The sequence below is a fragment of the Flavobacterium branchiophilum FL-15 genome (genome assembly GCF_000253275.1).
GTDB lineage: Bacteria > Bacteroidota > Bacteroidia > Flavobacteriales > Flavobacteriaceae > Flavobacterium > Flavobacterium branchiophilum.
In genome coordinates, this window is sequence record NC_016001.1 from 970,341 (window position 1) to 986,899 (window position 16,559).

Consider the following 16,559-nt stretch of genomic DNA (forward strand, 5'->3'; position numbering starts at 1 on the left):
TGTAACAAAATCGCCATTTACAACATATACATTGCAAACAAACAATAACAAATTCAATTTACCCAATACACCAGATTATCAATTACAAATTGTTAATGGTCTTGAGGTGTAGAAAATAATTGGGCATTATAAGCCATTGAATTCCCTTTTGGAATAGACAGCGATGACCAATTTTGGTTGCAATATAATTTTCCTAAAAAAACAATTTGTCCAATGTGGTATGGATAATGAGCTAATTGTCTGCTTATGGCTTCCATTACGGTATGTTTTTGGTTTCTAATATAAATTTCTTTGCACAAGTCGTCCTCTGTTAGTCCGTGCAAAGCCTCAAATAAACATGCCCATCCTTTGCCCCAACATGCAAGGAGTGAAGTTCTTGTTGTACTATCGTTCTCAAATTCAGTATCCCTGTGTCGCCACTCTTTTTCGCCATCTGTTGTCAAAAAATCAGTCCATCGTGAAAGCATATTGCCACTTAAATGTTTTACAATGGTTGCAATACTATTACTTGCGTCGTTGGGTTGATAAAAAAGGGACTCATCTGCAAGTTGTATAAAAGTTTTTTCGCCAAGACTTTTATAATAGTCAAACTGTTTGAGGGCATTTTCAATAAAATTCATTGTAATAATTTATTTAATGGTTTTGGAATGATTTGCACTTCTTTTAATCAATAGTTCATGTAAATACACGGGGGTATGTTGCAGTAAGGTCTGGAATAGCTCCCCGTTTTTTTCAACAAAAATAGCAAAAATATTGCTTAATGATTCAAAAACTTAACAATTAGAAAACAATGTCATTTAGGATTCTGCAATGTAGTCATAATGGCATTTAAGTTTTAAACTTTGACAATGATGATTGATTTGAATGTATGTTTAACTAATCGACATGGAATTAGACAAATAAATTGCTAATCGAATGTTGGTTGATAAAAAAAGTAAAAATAAATGATTCTTTTATACAATATGGATTTGTTTTTTGCGTTTGTAAAATATAAGGCAGATATAAATAAAAAAAACACTCATTTTAATGCTATACTATATGAAAAAATAATACTTAACCTTTAAATCATTTAATTATGTCAAACTTAAGTATATTTGAAAAAAAATGGATCGAACTTGTTTTTGAGGGTAAAAACAAGCTGTATGGGGCCTACCAACTCCGACAAGAAAATGCCAAAACCTCTGGAATAGCATTTTCAATAGGCATTGGATCTTTAACCATTTTTTCTGGATTAGGCATCTTGCTGAGTTCATTTTCGACAGTGCCAACAACAAAATTACCCGAAGAAGCATTGCCCGAAGTTATTAAGGTAGTAACAGTGCATACCGAGTGCCAATTAGAGCAACCTGCCATAAAAACTTTTACAGAAAAAAAGTTTTTGGACAAACAAACGCTAATAAATCCTGAAATAAGCAGTCAGGAAATGGCTACTAATACAATCAAAACAAACCTCGAGGCACAAACGACAACCTCCAACCCCAATACCAGCAATTTGGGAGGAATTCCTTCTGATGTGCCAAGTGTACCTGTAGCAACAACTGGCGGAAATGTTACATCAAAACCCAATGATGACACACCTATTGGCACCAACATGTTGGATAAATTACCCGAATTTCCTGGAGGAATGGAGAAATTTTATACCTATGTGGGTACCAATTTTAATAAATCAGATTTAGAAATAGACAAAACCATCAAAGTGTATGTGTCTTTTGTAATAGAAGCTGATGGATCAATGACACAAATTAAAGTTTTGAGAGATCCAGGTTATGGCCTAGGACAGGAGGCCGTTAGGGTTTTAAAATCGTTGAAAACCAAATGGAGTCCAGGTTTTGTTGGGGGCGAAAAAGTGAGAACCATATATAATTTGCCAATTACCATCCAAATGGAATAAAAATATTGAGTATAGTAATTTAATTTTGTTGAACCTTTGTATGGCCTAGCGATACAAAGGTTTTTTTTGCTACACTTGTAAGATACATCCAATGTTCAAAACAAAAACAACTAATAGAATACATTTTTGGCTGTTCCCCAAGGGTCGGGCTCATCCGTTTCAAACAACATTCATTGAACTCCAAACGAAATATCATATTGTGAAATAATCTTTTTTGATAACTATATTCAGAAACTATATTTGTGCAAAATAACACATCCCTTTTGGGGGCTGGGGGCTTCTAAAAGGATTTTCACTGCTATCCCCAACGCTAAATCCGTGTCTCAAAAAACCCACTTAATAATTGGACAAAATGCTAAATTTTGACAAAGCTTAATTCATATCAAAAAAAGCATCCTTTTATCTTAAAAAAAACTACCCCACAATTTGGGTGTACAACTCTTGTTTGTCGTTCAAATATTGGTATGGAAAACCCCTTTCTGTCATTTTTTGTTTGATGGATTCTATGTCGTTTCGGTTTTTGAGTTCGAGCCCTACTACAACAGATCCCATTTCTCTGTTGGTTTTTTTGGCAAATTGAAAATAAGTAATATCATCATCGTCGCCCAAAATATGATTTACAAATTCTTTTAAAGATCCAGGCCTTTGCGGAAACTGAATCATAAAATAATGCATCAAACCTTCGTATAACAACGACCGTTCTTTGATTTCGGCCGTACGTTCGATATCGTTGTTGCTACCACTAACAATACAAACCACATTTTTGCCTTTGATTTGGTCTTTATAAAAATCTAATGCAGCAATGGTTAAAGCGCCTGCTGGCTCTACCACCATGGCTTCTTCATTGTACAATCTAAGAATAGTAGTACAAACTTTTCCTTCAGGAACCAACACAATATCGTGGAGTGTTTCCTTGCAAATTTCAAATGTTTTTTGGCCCACTTGTTTTACGGCTGCCCCATCAACAAATTTGTCAATGGTATTTAGTATGGTGTTTTCGTTGTTGGCAATAGAGGTTTTCATGGATGGTGCCCCTAAAGGTTCTACTCCAATAATTTTGGTATTGGGACTCAATTCTTTAAAAACGGTAGATAAACCCGCTGCCAACCCCCCTCCGCCAATGGGTACAAATACAAAGTCAATAGAAGTGGTTGCGGCATCTATGATTTCTAAACCAATTGTTCCTTGTCCTGCAATTACTTTAAAATCGTCAAAAGGATGAATGAAAACTTTATTATTTTCTGTACAATCAGTTACGGCACTTGCATAAGCATCGTCAAAAGCATCGCCAGTAAGTACAATTTCTACATACGATTTGCCAAAAAGTTGTACTTGCTTTACTTTTTGTTTAGGTGTCGTTTTAGGCATGTAAATTTTGCCTTGAATTTTTAGAAAATTACACGAAAAAGCAACTCCTTGTGCATGATTACCCGCACTTGCACACACAATACCTTGAGCTTTTTCTGATTCGGATAAGGAACTCATTTTGTTGTATGCCCCTCTAATTTTGTAAGAACGAACCGTTTGTAAATCTTCCCTTTTTAGTAAGATATTGGCATCAAACTCCGTAGATATATTGGTATTAACTGCCAAAGGAGTAGCCTGAACTACTCCTTTTAATTGGTTTTTTGCTTGTAATATTTCTTTGAATAAATTCATTTTTATTATTGTTACTTGAAGGTGGATTTCCAACGCTTTTCAAAATCTTTTCACTATCAAGGTGGTTACAATGTAGGTTTTTTTTTTGTTGTTTGTAATAAAACCAAATACCATTTGATTTGAACTAACAAAATACAAAAGTAGCACTTACATTTCAAAAATCATACTTTTATGATTTAAAAATTCGTTATTAACCATTTTTTTAGTGGGGTCATTGCGTTCCATTTCCAAAACTTTGTTATGAACCCCCTCGCTCGATTTGATGATTGCAATTCTAGAACTTCTAACAAATTCAATTAAACCGTATTTATCAAGTTCTTTTAACAATTTATTGATTTCTTCCGTTTGGCCTGTGGCCTCAAATACCGTGTAATCGTGTCTGATGACTACTGCTTTTGCACCATATTCTCGCAACAAACGCTCTACTTTTACATCCTTCATAATAACCTCTGTTGGTACTTTGTAGAGTGCCATTTGTTCCCAAATGATTTCGTCGTTTGTGTTGTAAAGCACATCAAAAACATCAATAATTTTTTTCAATTGTCGGGCAATATTTCTAATAACCGTTTCTGTTTCGGTAACAACAATGGTAAATCTGTAAATGCCTTCTATTTCACTTGGCGATGTATTCAAACTTTCTAAGTTGATTTTTCTTCTCGAAAAAATTATGGCAATTTTATTGAGCAAACCTACTTGATTTTCAGTATAAACGGTTAGTGTATATTCTTGTTTCATTTTTTTATAATTATTTAAAATTGTTAGATTAAAAAATCTATTTTTAATTATATCAATGTCATTTAGTTATGTCTTAATAGGGTATCTTGCAACTTTGTCAAAGTTCAAAACATTGATAAAGGATTTGATGCAATGCTTATTATTTTAAATTAACTAAACTAAACATCATTAATTTATATCTTCTTTTCTCAAAACAATTTCTGCAATTCCTTTTCCTTGCGGCACCATTGGGAAAACGTTATCTTCATGTATTACTGCAATTTCCAACAAGTAGGCGTGTGGAGCTTCTAACATTGCTTTAATACTTGATTCCAATTCGTTTCTGTCCGAAATTTGTTTGCCTTGAATTTGGTAGGCTTCGGCAACTTTTACAAAATTTGGGCTTTGAATATCTGTAAAAGAATACCTGCGTTCATGAAATAATTCTTGCCATTGACGTACCATTCCTAAAAAACTATTGTTTAGAATGATAATTTTGACATTGGGTTGAAATTGCATAATTGTACCTAATTCTTGCAAATTCATTTGAGCCCCACCATCGCCCATTATCGCTACAATTTGACGGTTTGGTGCACCAAACTTGGCTCCAATGGCTGCGGGTAGTGCAAACCCCATTGTACCTAAACCTCCACTGGTAATGTTGCTTCGGGTGCTGTTTTGTTTGGTATATCTACAAGCAAACATTTGATGTTGTCCTACATCGGTAACAATTACGGCATCGCCTAGTGTCAAATCATTCAGCACTTTCATAACTTCGCCCATGGTTAGTCCGTCTGAAGTTGGGTTTAACTCATTGGTTATCAATGTATCTTGTTCAACTTGTTTTTTTGAATGGAATACTTCAAACCATTCTGGATATTTTTTTTCATTAATTTGCTGTGTCAGTAAAGGTAATGTTTGTTTGCAATTACCCCATACAGGCACCGTAACCATAACGTTTTTATTTATTTCGGCAGGGTCTATGTCCAAATGGATGATTTGTGCTTGTTTGGCATATTTATCCAAACGACCTGTAACTCTATCATCAAAACGCATACCAATTGCAATCAGCACATCACATTCGTTTGTAAGTAAGTTTGGTGCATAATTACCGTGCATGCCCACCATTCCTACGGCTTGCGGATGGTCTGTTGGCAGGCCACTCATTCCCATGATAGTCCAAGCGGTTGGTATTCCAGATTTTTCTACAAATGCCAATAATTCTTGTTCGGCATTGCCCAAAATAACCCCTTGTCCAAAAACGATAAAAGGTTTTTTGGCGTTATTGATCAGCGCAGCAGCTTGTGTAATATACTCGTTTCTAACTATTGGCTCTGCTCTGTAACTCCGAACGTGAATGCATGGTCTGTAACCTTTGTAGTTAAACATTTGTAATTGAGCATTTTTTGTAATATCAATCAATACAGGGCCAGGTCGTCCAGATTTGGCTATATAAAATGCTTTTGCCAATACTTCTGGTATTTCATTGGCATCAGTAACCTGATAATTCCATTTTGTGATAGGCGTTGTAATATTTACAATATCCGTCTCCTGAAAAGCATCTGTGCCAAGCAAGTGAGCAAATACTTGTCCTGTAATACACACTAATGGTGTCGAATCTATTTGTGCATCTGCAAGTCCTGTAACTAAATTTGTTGCACCTGGTCCGCTAGTTGCAAATACTACACCCACTTTGCCACTTACTCGGGCATAACCTTGTGCAGCATGAATAGCACCTTGCTCATGTCTTACTAATATATGATTTAATTGACTTTCAAAATCAAATAAAGCATCATAGATAGGCATAATGGCACCACCAGGATAGCCAAAAATGGTATCTACTTTTTCAGAAAGTAAAGCATCTATAACGGCTAAACTTCCTGAGGTATTAATGGTTGCTTTTTCTGTTTTTGCGGTTTGTAAGCTTTCTAATGTTTCCATTTATTGTTTTTTATAATTCGTCTGTAACACATCCTTCAGAAGCGTCTTTAACTAATCTTGAATATTTGTATAATACACCATTTTTTACTTTCAATTCGGGTGTAACGAATTTTTTTCTTCTGTTTTCTAGCTCCTCGTCCGTAATGGCTAAATGGATGCGATTATCTACGGCATCAATTTCTATAATGTCGCCATCATGTACTAATGCAATGGTTCCACCGTCGTAGGCCTCTGGAGTAATGTGTCCTACCACAAATCCGTGCGTTCCACCACTAAATCGGCCATCGGTAATTAGGGCAACACTTTTGCCTAAACCAGCACCAATAATGGCAGATGTAGGTTTCAGCATTTCGGGCATTCCTGGACCACCTTTAGGACCAACATATCGAATAACCACAACATCGCCAGCTTGTATTTTTTTGTCTTCAATGCCTTGGATTAATTCTTTTTCGCCATCAAAAACTTTTGCAGGGCCTACAAATTTTTCACCTTCTTTGCCTGTAATTTTAGCAACTGAACCTTTTTGGGCTAAATTGCCATACAAAATTTGAAGGTGGCCTGTGGCTTTAATTGGATTGTCTAATTGTTTTATAATGTTTTGATCTTCAAAATCAATATCTTGGATGTTTTCTAAATTTTCTGCCAATGTTTTTCCTGTTACGGTAAGGCAATTTCCATGCAACATGCCTTGGGCTAAAAGATATTTTAAAACCATAGGAACCCCACCTTTTTCATGTAGGTTTTGCATCAAATAATTGCCGCCTGGTTTAAAATCGGCAATCAAAGGGGTTTTGTTGCTAATGCGTTGAAAATCGTCTTGGGTAATTTTTACCCCAACACTTTTGGCCATTGCAATAATATGCAAAACAGCATTGGTACTACCGCCAAGTGCAATTAATGTTGTTATGGCATTTTCAAATGCTTTAAATGTCATGATGTCTTTTGGACAAATATTTTTTTCTAAAAGCAATTTCATGTACCCTGCAGCCTGTTTGCACTCTTCAATTTTTTCGTGACTCACGGCAGGATTGGAACTCGAAAAAGGCAAACTCATTCCTAATGCTTCAATGGCAATAGCCATGGTATTGGCCGTGTACATACCACCACAAGCACCAGCACCAGGGCACGAATTTTTGATGATGCCTTTAAATTCTTCTTCTGTAATTTTGCCAGCAATTTTTTCGCCCAATGCTTCAAAAGCCGATACTATATTCAAATCTTTTCCTTGGTATTTGCCTGGTGCAATTGTACCTCCATATACCATAATCGATGGTCGATTCAAACGACCCATGGCAATAATAGACCCTGGCATGTTTTTGTCGCAACCCGGAATGGCAATAACCCCGTCGTAATAATGACCCGCCACAACACTTTCAATACTGTCTGCAATAATTTCTCGGCTTACTAATGAATACCGCATACCATCGGTGCCATTGGTAATGCCATCGCTAATGCCAATGGTATTGAAAATCAGGCCTACCATATCATTATTGTTAACCTCTACTTTTACATAAGAGGCTAAATGATTGAGGTGCATATTGCAAGTATTGCCATCATACCCCATAGAAGCTATGCCTACAAATGGTTGTGCCAATTTGACATCGTCCAAACCTATTCCATACAACATGGCTTGTGCTGCGGGTTGGGTGGGGTCTTGTGTTACGGTTTTACTGTATCGATTCAATTCCATTTTATTTTCTTTTTATCTTCATTTTTAATATTGCGAAATATTAAATTTGAATAGTTGTTTTTTAGTTTTTTGTTAATTTTTTACTTGATTTTTTGCTTTTTTTAATCTATTTTTAACATAAAGCAAAGATAATTACTAAAATATTATTTAGTAAAACTTTTTTGCCTTCATTACAACATTTAAAGCAATTTAAAAAACGATAAGCAATTGATTTTCAGTATAATAATATCTAATTTTTTACGGCGTTTAGATATAATTTTTTTATTATTTATTTGATATTAAGAAATAAAATTAAAGGGACACATCTAAAATAAAAAAGCAGTTCGATTTGTATCAGTCTTCCTACATTATACCAATCACCATTACAAGCAATTTGATGAAATGGAATATTTATTATTTAGGGCAAATAATCATTGTTATAAAGTGTCGTTTTTTGTGTGATAAAGTGCTTTCAATGTTAGTGAATCTATTGGTATAATAATTGATTTTTATTATTAATTAAAATACGACATTTATTACAAAATTGACTTATTTTGAAGTTGTAATATTGATGTAGGTATTTTTTAAGTTAATTTTTTATATAAAATATGTTAATGTAGAAAATAAAAAGTTAAAAAACATCAGTCCACTAATAGTCTTTCGCTTCTTTACCATCAACCATCTTTGTTCGTGTCCATTGTCCACCAATACATGCTCTTTTTGCTTGCTCTCCATAATCAAGATTATAAACTTCGTTAAGCGTTTTGTCTTTAATTGTCATTTGCTCCAATGCTACAAGTTTTGCATCGTTAGGCAATTGGTCGCATGTTAGAAATTGCCAATCTCCATCATTGTCGTGAATTACATGAAGAATAGGTTTGTCAAGTTCCAACCATTGTCTTGTGGTAAAAATGCCAAGATTTTTTGCTTCTCTAAACTTGAAATTGGCATTTCTGTCTAGCAATGGTTGGCTAAATTCAAAATCCTTTTCGAAGACTTTGTCCCAAGGGAAATGATTGTTTTGGTCTGTCCAAACCAATTGAATTGCAGGAAAGTCGGAAGTTTGATAATAATTTATTGCTTGTCCAAAGTAGTCCGAAATATTTCGGGTATCAACTTTCAAAAATTGAGTGTCGCTATTTTCAAAAAAGTCGCCATAATTCTTGCCTTCCTCTATTTTATGTCCAGCTTTTGCAATTTCTCCTGCGTCATTAAGTATAATTTGCAGGGTATTTGTCGGTAAACCAAAAGAAATAATTTCAGGATGGTTAAAATTTTTCCAAAGTCCAACTGTATATGCAAAAGAAGGCAAATAGTCAGTTTCTTCTAATAACATAACAGCCCAGCCTAATTTTTCGATGTCGTCAGAAAGCTTTTTTTTATCAATACAATTATGTTCGTGTTCTGTCATCATACGGTTGCTTGCAACAATAGTCTATAAAAAAACTGCCGTTAAAATATTTTTCAAAAATAATCAAAAATATTGAAGTATAATAGTATTTATTTATAATTTTTCATAAAAAAAAGAACCAAATCCACTTAAAATGCTAACAAAACTTTTCGATAAACCCATAAGGGGGTGTGCATGTAATCGGTTTAACTCATGTTTTTTTATTTTATATAAGTACTCGTTGATTTTAATTCATTTCGGGGCTTACAGTTGCAACGAAACTCTAGGTGTTAGTGGCTGGTGTTGTTTGCTTATTAATTTTCAATTTCTATCTTTTCTTTTTTGTTATTTTTTAAGCATCAAATTGTCTTAAATGATGGTCAAAATGTTTCCACTGTGCAATCGCCCATTCATTTGGTGTCAAGCAACCAAAAAATGGATGAGGCTGTCTCGTGCATTTTTCAGGTCCATTTTCATAAAATTGTCTAACAAGTTCAATGGCTTTAGTTTTCTCTTTTTCAAAGTTCTGTTGGTCGGTGAAAATATAATTTTTACCTGTTGGACTATTTTTTGAAAACTGTTTCTCACTCACATAACGCCTCACAAAAAATCTACCCAAAATACGTCCAATTATCATTCTTTTTTGGGGATTTAGATTTAGTGCAGTTTCGAGAAAAGCGTTTAGATGAACTAACATTTGAGCCACGTCCATTTTTCCCCATTGTCTAACTGCATTTGGTTGAAGATTGTCTAATCTTTTTAATATTCCGTTAAAGTCAGTTTGGTTATATAAATTGTTCATTTTTTTCTGTAAGTTTATTTTAGGGCGGTTCTGAGACACTTGCCACCAACGTCAGTCTGTGAAAAAACCAACTCAAAAAGAGAAAGAATTCGGATACCCGTCGGAGAAAAATTCCATACAGCCAATTCTCAAAGACTCATTTTGAGTTTTTCACAGTCTGACGTTTCGTAGCTTGGCGATTTGGCGGATTAAGGAAGCCGAAACTTTCGGTTAATCACTAGCCACAAAAGTACAAAACCAACTTCAAATTAAGCCCAAAACCCGCCATTTTGACAAACTGCTGTGTGTGCCTTCGTTTTTTTTTCAGTCATTGAGTAATCTATTTCACTACAAATATTATATCTGTCAAAGCTGTAAAAGTTTTCGTTTTTCCTTTGAATTCAAATTCTATTTTTAGGTCGTCCGTTTTTTTCGTTTTAAAGTTGTCCAAATAGGTTAGGATTGTCGGCTGTAAAAGGTCGATATTTCTTTTCAATTTCCACGAATTTGTAAAGTCGTCTGTATCAACCAAAACGAGGAATAAACGATTTTCTGAACCAAACCGCATTTCTCCTTGATTTTCATAAAGCCAAGTTGCTAACATTTTTGGGTCGCCTTGTACCTCTTTTAAAATTTCTAATTTTTCGTCTTTTAAAGTTTTAAGAACTTCTAAACAGAAATCATCATTTCTGTCTTTCATCTTCTCAACTATTTCATAGAAAATGTCTGCTGGTTTTGCCTTTTTGTCAAAATTAATTTTAGCTTCTGTTGCTTTCTTTTTTAGAAAAGTTAGTTCAACAGGCAATCCTTTTTCTTTACGTCTAGTTCTTATATATTCTGCTGGTAAGTACGTAACTTTCAAATCAAATGGTACGTCATTAATGAAAAAGTCAACACTCTTGATTTGCCCAACTGTTGGCAAAACCTCTGTATGAGATTTGAAAATGTGTTCTATTAAAATACTGCTCCAATGGTTGTACCAACTATTTAAAACATAACCTTGAACAGCTACGCTAATTTCTGTTTCAAATTTTGAAAGTAAGTTTTCATAAGAAGGGTTTTGAACTTTTACATATCTGCTTACCAAATATTTGTCTAATGAATTTTGATAATCTCCGCCCCAATCAAAATTTTTTAGTTTGTATAATTCTGATACGAGGTGTTCCGTATTAAGCGCTCCAACTTGTTTCGTATTTTCCGATTTAATGAAGTTGTCAAGAATTTGATTTGAATTTATTACATCAGTGCTCAAAATGCCAAATAATTCAACGAATTGTTTAGCAAGTGCAGTTTCTTTCAGAGTAATATTGTTGATTTTTAAAAATTCAGCAATAAGTTCTTTTCTGCTAATTGATTTTGTTTTTAGCCATAAAAGACCAATGTTATCATTACTGAACTCTTCGAGTTCTTCGTTTTTATGTAATTTATCCCAATAATTAAAGTCCTTCATTTACTAATTGCTCTTTATGGTTACTTGAAACGAAATGCTTCTTTTTAGGGCTACAAACAAATAGTATTTCTTTACTACCTGCAACGCTTCCTTTTCCACCTCTTCCGTTTTGATATGTTTTTGCTTCTAATGTTACGTTTCGGTATTTTGAAATTAATTTTTCAAATTCTTCAATTCCTGGATAACTTCTATTGTTGTAGCTAATTAACCAATTCGGGATTTCTTCTGATAATTCAAATAGCTTTTCAAAAGAAGATATAACATCTCTTTTTTTGTCAAAACCGCTAAATCTTTGTGGCTCATAACGTTTAATGCCATTTATAAATTCTTTGTCTTTCCAATACTCGGTGTAGGTTTCTAACAAATGGTAAAATCCTTGATAGTCTGCGTGACTGTCACAATATGGTGGGTCGAAATAAGCTAAATCAACATTTTCGATTTTGGGTAGTAAGTCTAAAATATTCTGATTGAAGCTCTTGTTGTCTTGTTTGTTGTCAAAAACAGCGTCATTGTATTTTGGAAGTAACTCTTCAAAAATTTCTTTGACTGGTCTTATTAAACTTCTGTTGCGTTTTATCCTTTCTGGGTCGCTTGCATAGACCAAAGCTTGCGTATGACCAAAATGCCCCATTGTTATTTTTCGGGTCATACTTCTATTGATAACAGTGAAAGCAAGAGCTTGCTTAAACTCGTTTTCTAATAATGGAATATTTGCTCTGAAATTATCTAAAAACTGTGCCTCTTCTTTTTCAAAGAATACATTTGTAAATGTATTTTCAATTAAGTCAAATTCGTTTTTATTTTTTGCAGGCTGAAAAAGAATATCTAAATCTGTTTTGTCTAATTTGGTGGACTTGTTCTCAATTAAAGCTTTTCCAATTTGATTATTAAAATTTAAAAAATCGTTAGTAATTACTTTGCATCCTTGTTGTTTCAATAAAAAACCGACAGATTGCGAGCCAGCAAAGGCATCAATTGCGGAGTTTATATTTTTAGGAATAAACTGATTAAGCCAAGGCAATAAAGTATGCTTTGCACCCAAATATTGAGGTTCAGGAAATTGGTAATTAAAATATTTATATTCTTCAAAAAGCATTATTATCTGTCTTAATTTTAAGTCCGCAAGTTACTAAATTTAACTCTCTTAATTTTACGAAGCTTTGAAAAATTTGTCCAATGTCAGCTCGAACGTTTATTTTTGCACGGTCGTCCTACAATGAGGCATAACGTTTCGCATATTTGCGAAGGCGGGGATTTTTAGCACTAAACATCATTAGATGCACAAAGCTTGAATGTAGCACTTCAGTGTCATAGAAGCACGAAACCCCCGCTTTTGCAAATATGATGTTGGCGGTAGGTTTTATTTCAATCGTTCTATTAATTCTTCAATATCCTTTTTCCATTTTGGATAAAGTTCTTCGTTCTCAACCCAAAGATCATTCAGTTCAGAACCGTCACAAATAACTTTTTCCAATGCTTTCACTGCATTTGGTTTTAAGTCTGTTAAGTCTAAATGTTTGTTTTTTTCTACAAATTGGAAGAAATTTTCATCTTCTGCGTCAACTCTCGGTTTTGTTCCGTTAAGAATACTGTCAATATATGATGCAGAAACTGTAACTGCGTGACAGTCGTCAAACTCTAAATATTCAGCATTTATTGCAGTCTCAAAAGCGTTTTTGAAAATTTCTTTCGGATTGTCAGAGTTGTCAATTTCATCGACATAATCGTATGCTGTGTCATCGTCAAATATTCCGTGTCCCCAAGCTCCCATAAATTTTTGTTTTTTAAGTTAATATTTATTGTTAAGACTGATTATGCTTTATCAAGTACTGTTTCAATAATAGATAAACGTCTAATATATTCGTCTTTATGTGCCCAACCGTCACTAAGTTTTGCCCAAATTTTTTGTCTATTTATAGCAACTTGAACGTAATATTTATAATCTATTTCTATAATTCCTTCGTCCACTAACTGTCCTAATGCAGTTGCTATTATTGAAGTGTCAAGCGTATAAATATAGTGTTGGTCGTCGAAGTTTGGGTCAGCTTTTTGTCGCTTAATAAGTTCTTCATCAACGATATTTTCTTCATTATAGTCGTCATAGTTGTCGATTTCTCCAACTGAATTTATGACCCACGCAAGGCAATAGCCAACTTCAATTTTAGGGTTTTCCTTTCTCCATCGTCTAAATTCACACAAGGCTTCGTGTCCTTCGTCTGAACCAAAAGGAGCTAATTCATCACCGTTAGACCAAAAAAAATCTTCTTCCAATAGTTTAAGAGCATTCGGATGTGCTTTGCTTTTGTCTATACCCAAATAAGTGTCCTCGTATTTCGTCATACCAATTTTATTTTATCAATTTATTTTGTCTTCAATTATGGTTCGTCTAAACTTACCGCTAACTAGTAGCTACACGAAACTTATTGCATTTTTTTTCAATTTCTTATATCCTTTGCAATGGTACAAAATATAAAATTAGTGTGCAACTTTTATATAAAAAAGCCACAAAATTAGAAATTATCGTAATACAAACGTATCCATTCAACTTATTTTTTCAAAAATAGGGGGGGAGCTGGTTGTTGCTGTATAATTAGGGGAACTCTCATGTAGGCTAACGGAAGGTCGCCTAGAGGCTTCCTTTGTAAACCTAAATCATTTTTTATTACAAGTGCCATTTCTTTTGGTATCAATGCCATCTTTTTTGGTATTAATTATATTTTCTTTGGTATTAATGCCATTTTCTTTGGTATTAATTATATTTTCTTTGGTATTAATGCCATTTTCTTTGGTATTAATTATATTTTCTTTGGTATTAATGCCATTTTCTTTGGTATTAATTATATTTTCTTTGGTATTAATGCCATTTTCTTTGGTATTAATTATATTTTCTTTGGTATTAATGCCATTTTCTTTGGTATTAATTATATTTTCTTTGGTATTAATTATATTTTCTTTGGTATTAATTATATTTTCTTTGGTATTAATTATATTTTCTTTGGTATTAATGCTATTTTCTTTGGTATTAATTATATTTTCTTTGGTATTAATGCCATTTTCTTTGGTATTAAATATATTTTCTTTGGTATTAATGCCATTTTCTTTGGTATTAATGCCATTTCTTTTGGTATTAATTATATTTTTTTTGGTATCAATGCTATTTTCTTTGGTATTAATTATATTTTCTTTGGTATTAATTATATTTTCTTTGGTATTAATGCTATTTTCTTTGGTATCAATGCCATTTTCTTTTGTATTAATTATATTTTTTTTGGTATTAATGCCATTTTCTTGGGGAGTTGGTTGATGAAACCAACAAGGTTTTGAACACTTTAGCGGTTTGTTGGGCTTTGCAAGAGCGGGAGGGAAAGAAATGGTTTGGTGGTTCAGTTGCGATTTTATTTAGGCCTCGATGCAATCGAATGAAAACTATTGGTTTAAATTTTTTTTTCAATCAATAGCCTTTGGCTTTAGTCAAAGGGTGTTGTTTTGAATTGTCAAGGGGCTTTAACTCTGTAGGATTTTACTGTTTTTTGTTATGAAATAAAGTTATAAAAAAAAACTCCGTAGGACGAGCTGTTTGTTTTCTATTTTAATGGTAATTTTACCATTTTAATAATTTATTTTAGCATTTTGTTTTGTACTTTACATAGTTTTAATAAGTTAAAGTTTTATTTAGTAACTAATAAGTATTAAATCAGCAGACATTATTTATGGCTAAAGCCTTTTGTAATCATACATCCCTTGGGCTAAAGTTCAAGGCTATTTATTGTTTTTTTTTAATCCCTTGGGCTAAAGTTCAAGGTATTTCATTTTCCTCTTCCTTCTTTCCTCTTTCCTCTTCCTTCTTTCTTCTTTTTTTCTTTTCCTCTTCAAAAAACATGGGTTACACAGACTGTGGCTGCGATATAGCCCCGACAGTAGCGGCATCCTTTTTTGTTTTTTCTTTAAAAACAAAAAGATAGAGCGAATGGCGGGAACTGGCCCTGCGTGAAAATGCCTGAAGTGGCTGCTCCTGATTTTTTGGCTAACAATTGGTGTATTGTCTTGCTATTTGTTGGGGTTTTTTGGGGTATAAAATATTGTTTATGGGGTGGTTATGTCGCCCAAATAGTAGCTATCGCCCAAATAAAATGATATGTTGTCTTTTTTTAGGTTTACTTTTTTCAAATAAATTTTGTGTGTATAAACTACGTTGGTTCCAGAGCCTACGCTTGTTGTGGTTACTTCGATGGTGGCTTGTGTTGTAGTGTTATCGACTTCCCAACTTTCTGTAAGTGTGGGGGTTGTTGGGGTTGTGGTATTGCAAAAATAGGCGGTTGGCAAAGTGCCATTGTAAACCAAATACCGCAATTTGTTTGTGGTGTTGCTCAAATTGGCCACTCGTGGTGTTGTGGTTACGGCATTGGCGAAGAGGGTTGGGTCTAGGTTGTCTAGCAACAGGGCTTCTTTGTCTATTTGTGAATATAGTTTGGTTGTGGAACATTTGCTTAAAGCAGAGGAGCTAAATGGATAGGCTAGGGTGGTGCTGGTTGTAAAATTGCCAAAGACAAATGTGTCGTAACTTTGTGTTCCTACGGGTTTTTGGAAGGTTATGTTTTTGAGTATGATGTTGTGATTGTATCCTATGATGGATGTGGCTCCTGTTGTAGCATTTGGGGTTGATTTTTTGGCGGTGGTTGTAATTTGTATGGTGCCTCCTATGGCTGTCCACTCTTCGGCTAAACTTGGGGTGGCGGCTGGTGGTACTCCACAAAAATTATCTGTACTGGGTGTGGCAGAATAGGTGCGGTAGATGACTTTTGTGGTGCCTGTTATGGCTATTTCTCTTACGCCAACGGTGTTGATAAAGGCAGTGGTGGTGGCATTTGTTATTTTGATGATCATGGCGTCTGTTCCGTTGATTTTATATACCAAATCGCCACAAGAGGCAGCGTTTTCTATTTCGGTAAAACTGATGCTTTTTACGGTTACATCGCCGTCGTTGCAACTTAGGAATCCAAAAAGGACTGCCATTATTCCTAAAAATTTTTTCATATAGCTGAAATTTATTTGTTATATAGTATG

At 34.0% G+C, this 16,559-nt stretch carries 14 protein-coding genes; 2 read left to right on the top strand and 12 right to left on the bottom strand.

The annotated features are described in order from the left end of the window. Positions 1 to 92 precede the first annotated feature (92 nt). Positions 93 to 620, bottom strand: coding sequence for a DUF1572 family protein (locus FBFL15_RS04165; protein WP_014083408.1), 528 nt, complete (start codon positions 618 to 620; stop codon positions 93 to 95). A gap of 455 nt (positions 621 to 1,075) precedes the next feature. On the opposite strand from FBFL15_RS04165, the gene FBFL15_RS04170 reads away from it, so the two are divergent. After that, positions 1,076 to 1,891, top strand: a complete 816-nt coding sequence (locus tag FBFL15_RS04170) for an energy transducer TonB (RefSeq protein WP_014083409.1) — start codon at positions 1,076 to 1,078, stop codon at positions 1,889 to 1,891. 414 nt (positions 1,892 to 2,305) lie between these two features. On the opposite strand, the gene ilvA is transcribed toward FBFL15_RS04170, so the two are convergent. From ilvA to FBFL15_RS04220, 10 genes are all read right to left on the bottom strand, one after another. After that, positions 2,306 to 3,550: a threonine ammonia-lyase IlvA gene (ilvA, locus tag FBFL15_RS04175; protein WP_014083410.1), complete on the bottom strand. Its 1,245-nt coding sequence runs from the start codon at positions 3,548 to 3,550 to the stop codon at positions 2,306 to 2,308. A 147-nt stretch (positions 3,551 to 3,697) separates the two neighbouring features. Further along, positions 3,698 to 4,285 (bottom strand): acetolactate synthase small subunit, encoded by a 588-nt coding sequence (gene ilvN / locus FBFL15_RS04180; protein ID WP_014083411.1) that lies wholly within the window; start codon positions 4,283 to 4,285, stop codon positions 3,698 to 3,700. Positions 4,286 to 4,453: 168 nt separating this feature from the next. Then, positions 4,454 to 6,205, bottom strand: coding sequence for a biosynthetic-type acetolactate synthase large subunit (gene ilvB, locus FBFL15_RS04185; RefSeq protein WP_014083412.1), 1,752 nt, complete (start codon positions 6,203 to 6,205; stop codon positions 4,454 to 4,456). A gap of 10 nt (positions 6,206 to 6,215) precedes the next feature. Beyond that, entirely contained in the window at positions 6,216 to 7,895 is a 1,680-nt protein-coding gene (gene ilvD / locus FBFL15_RS04190) for a dihydroxy-acid dehydratase (RefSeq protein ID WP_014083413.1), read from the bottom strand. A 628-nt stretch (positions 7,896 to 8,523) separates the two neighbouring features. After that, a complete protein-coding gene (locus FBFL15_RS04195) occupies positions 8,524 to 9,288 on the bottom strand; it encodes a DUF4262 domain-containing protein (protein WP_014083414.1) in 765 nt (254 codons plus the stop codon). 328 nt (positions 9,289 to 9,616) lie between these two features. After that, on the bottom strand, positions 9,617 to 10,066 hold the full coding sequence (locus tag FBFL15_RS04200; RefSeq protein ID WP_014083415.1) for a DUF1569 domain-containing protein: 450 nt from the start codon (positions 10,064 to 10,066) through the stop codon (positions 9,617 to 9,619). Between the two features lie 319 nt (positions 10,067 to 10,385). Continuing rightward, positions 10,386 to 11,495 carry a hypothetical protein gene (locus FBFL15_RS04205; RefSeq protein ID WP_014083416.1) on the bottom strand — a complete coding sequence of 370 codons (1,110 nt, stop codon included), beginning with the start codon at positions 11,493 to 11,495 and terminating at the stop codon, positions 10,386 to 10,388. Further along, entirely contained in the window at positions 11,482 to 12,591 is a 1,110-nt protein-coding gene (locus FBFL15_RS04210; protein ID WP_014083417.1) for a DNA adenine methylase, read from the bottom strand. Before FBFL15_RS04210 ends, FBFL15_RS04205 begins: the two co-directional genes overlap by 14 nt. 264 nt (positions 12,592 to 12,855) lie before the next feature. Next, positions 12,856 to 13,266, bottom strand: a complete 411-nt coding sequence (locus tag FBFL15_RS04215) for a DUF4259 domain-containing protein (RefSeq protein WP_014083418.1) — start codon at positions 13,264 to 13,266, stop codon at positions 12,856 to 12,858. A 41-nt stretch (positions 13,267 to 13,307) separates the two neighbouring features. Beyond that, entirely contained in the window at positions 13,308 to 13,835 is a 528-nt protein-coding gene (locus tag FBFL15_RS04220; protein ID WP_014083419.1) for a hypothetical protein, read from the bottom strand. A 361-nt stretch (positions 13,836 to 14,196) separates the two neighbouring features. Here FBFL15_RS04220 and FBFL15_RS04225 point away from each other — a divergent pair, with 361 nt between their 5' ends. Continuing rightward, the gene (locus FBFL15_RS04225; RefSeq protein WP_148267893.1) at positions 14,197 to 14,799 is read left to right on the top strand and encodes a hypothetical protein; all 603 of its coding nucleotides are present in this window, start codon (positions 14,197 to 14,199) and stop codon (positions 14,797 to 14,799) included. 779 nt (positions 14,800 to 15,578) lie between these two features. On the opposite strand, the gene FBFL15_RS15700 is transcribed toward FBFL15_RS04225, so the two are convergent. Next, positions 15,579 to 16,529 (bottom strand): hypothetical protein, encoded by a 951-nt coding sequence (locus FBFL15_RS15700; protein WP_014083420.1) that lies wholly within the window; start codon positions 16,527 to 16,529, stop codon positions 15,579 to 15,581. Between the last annotated feature and the right edge of the window lie 30 nt (positions 16,530 to 16,559).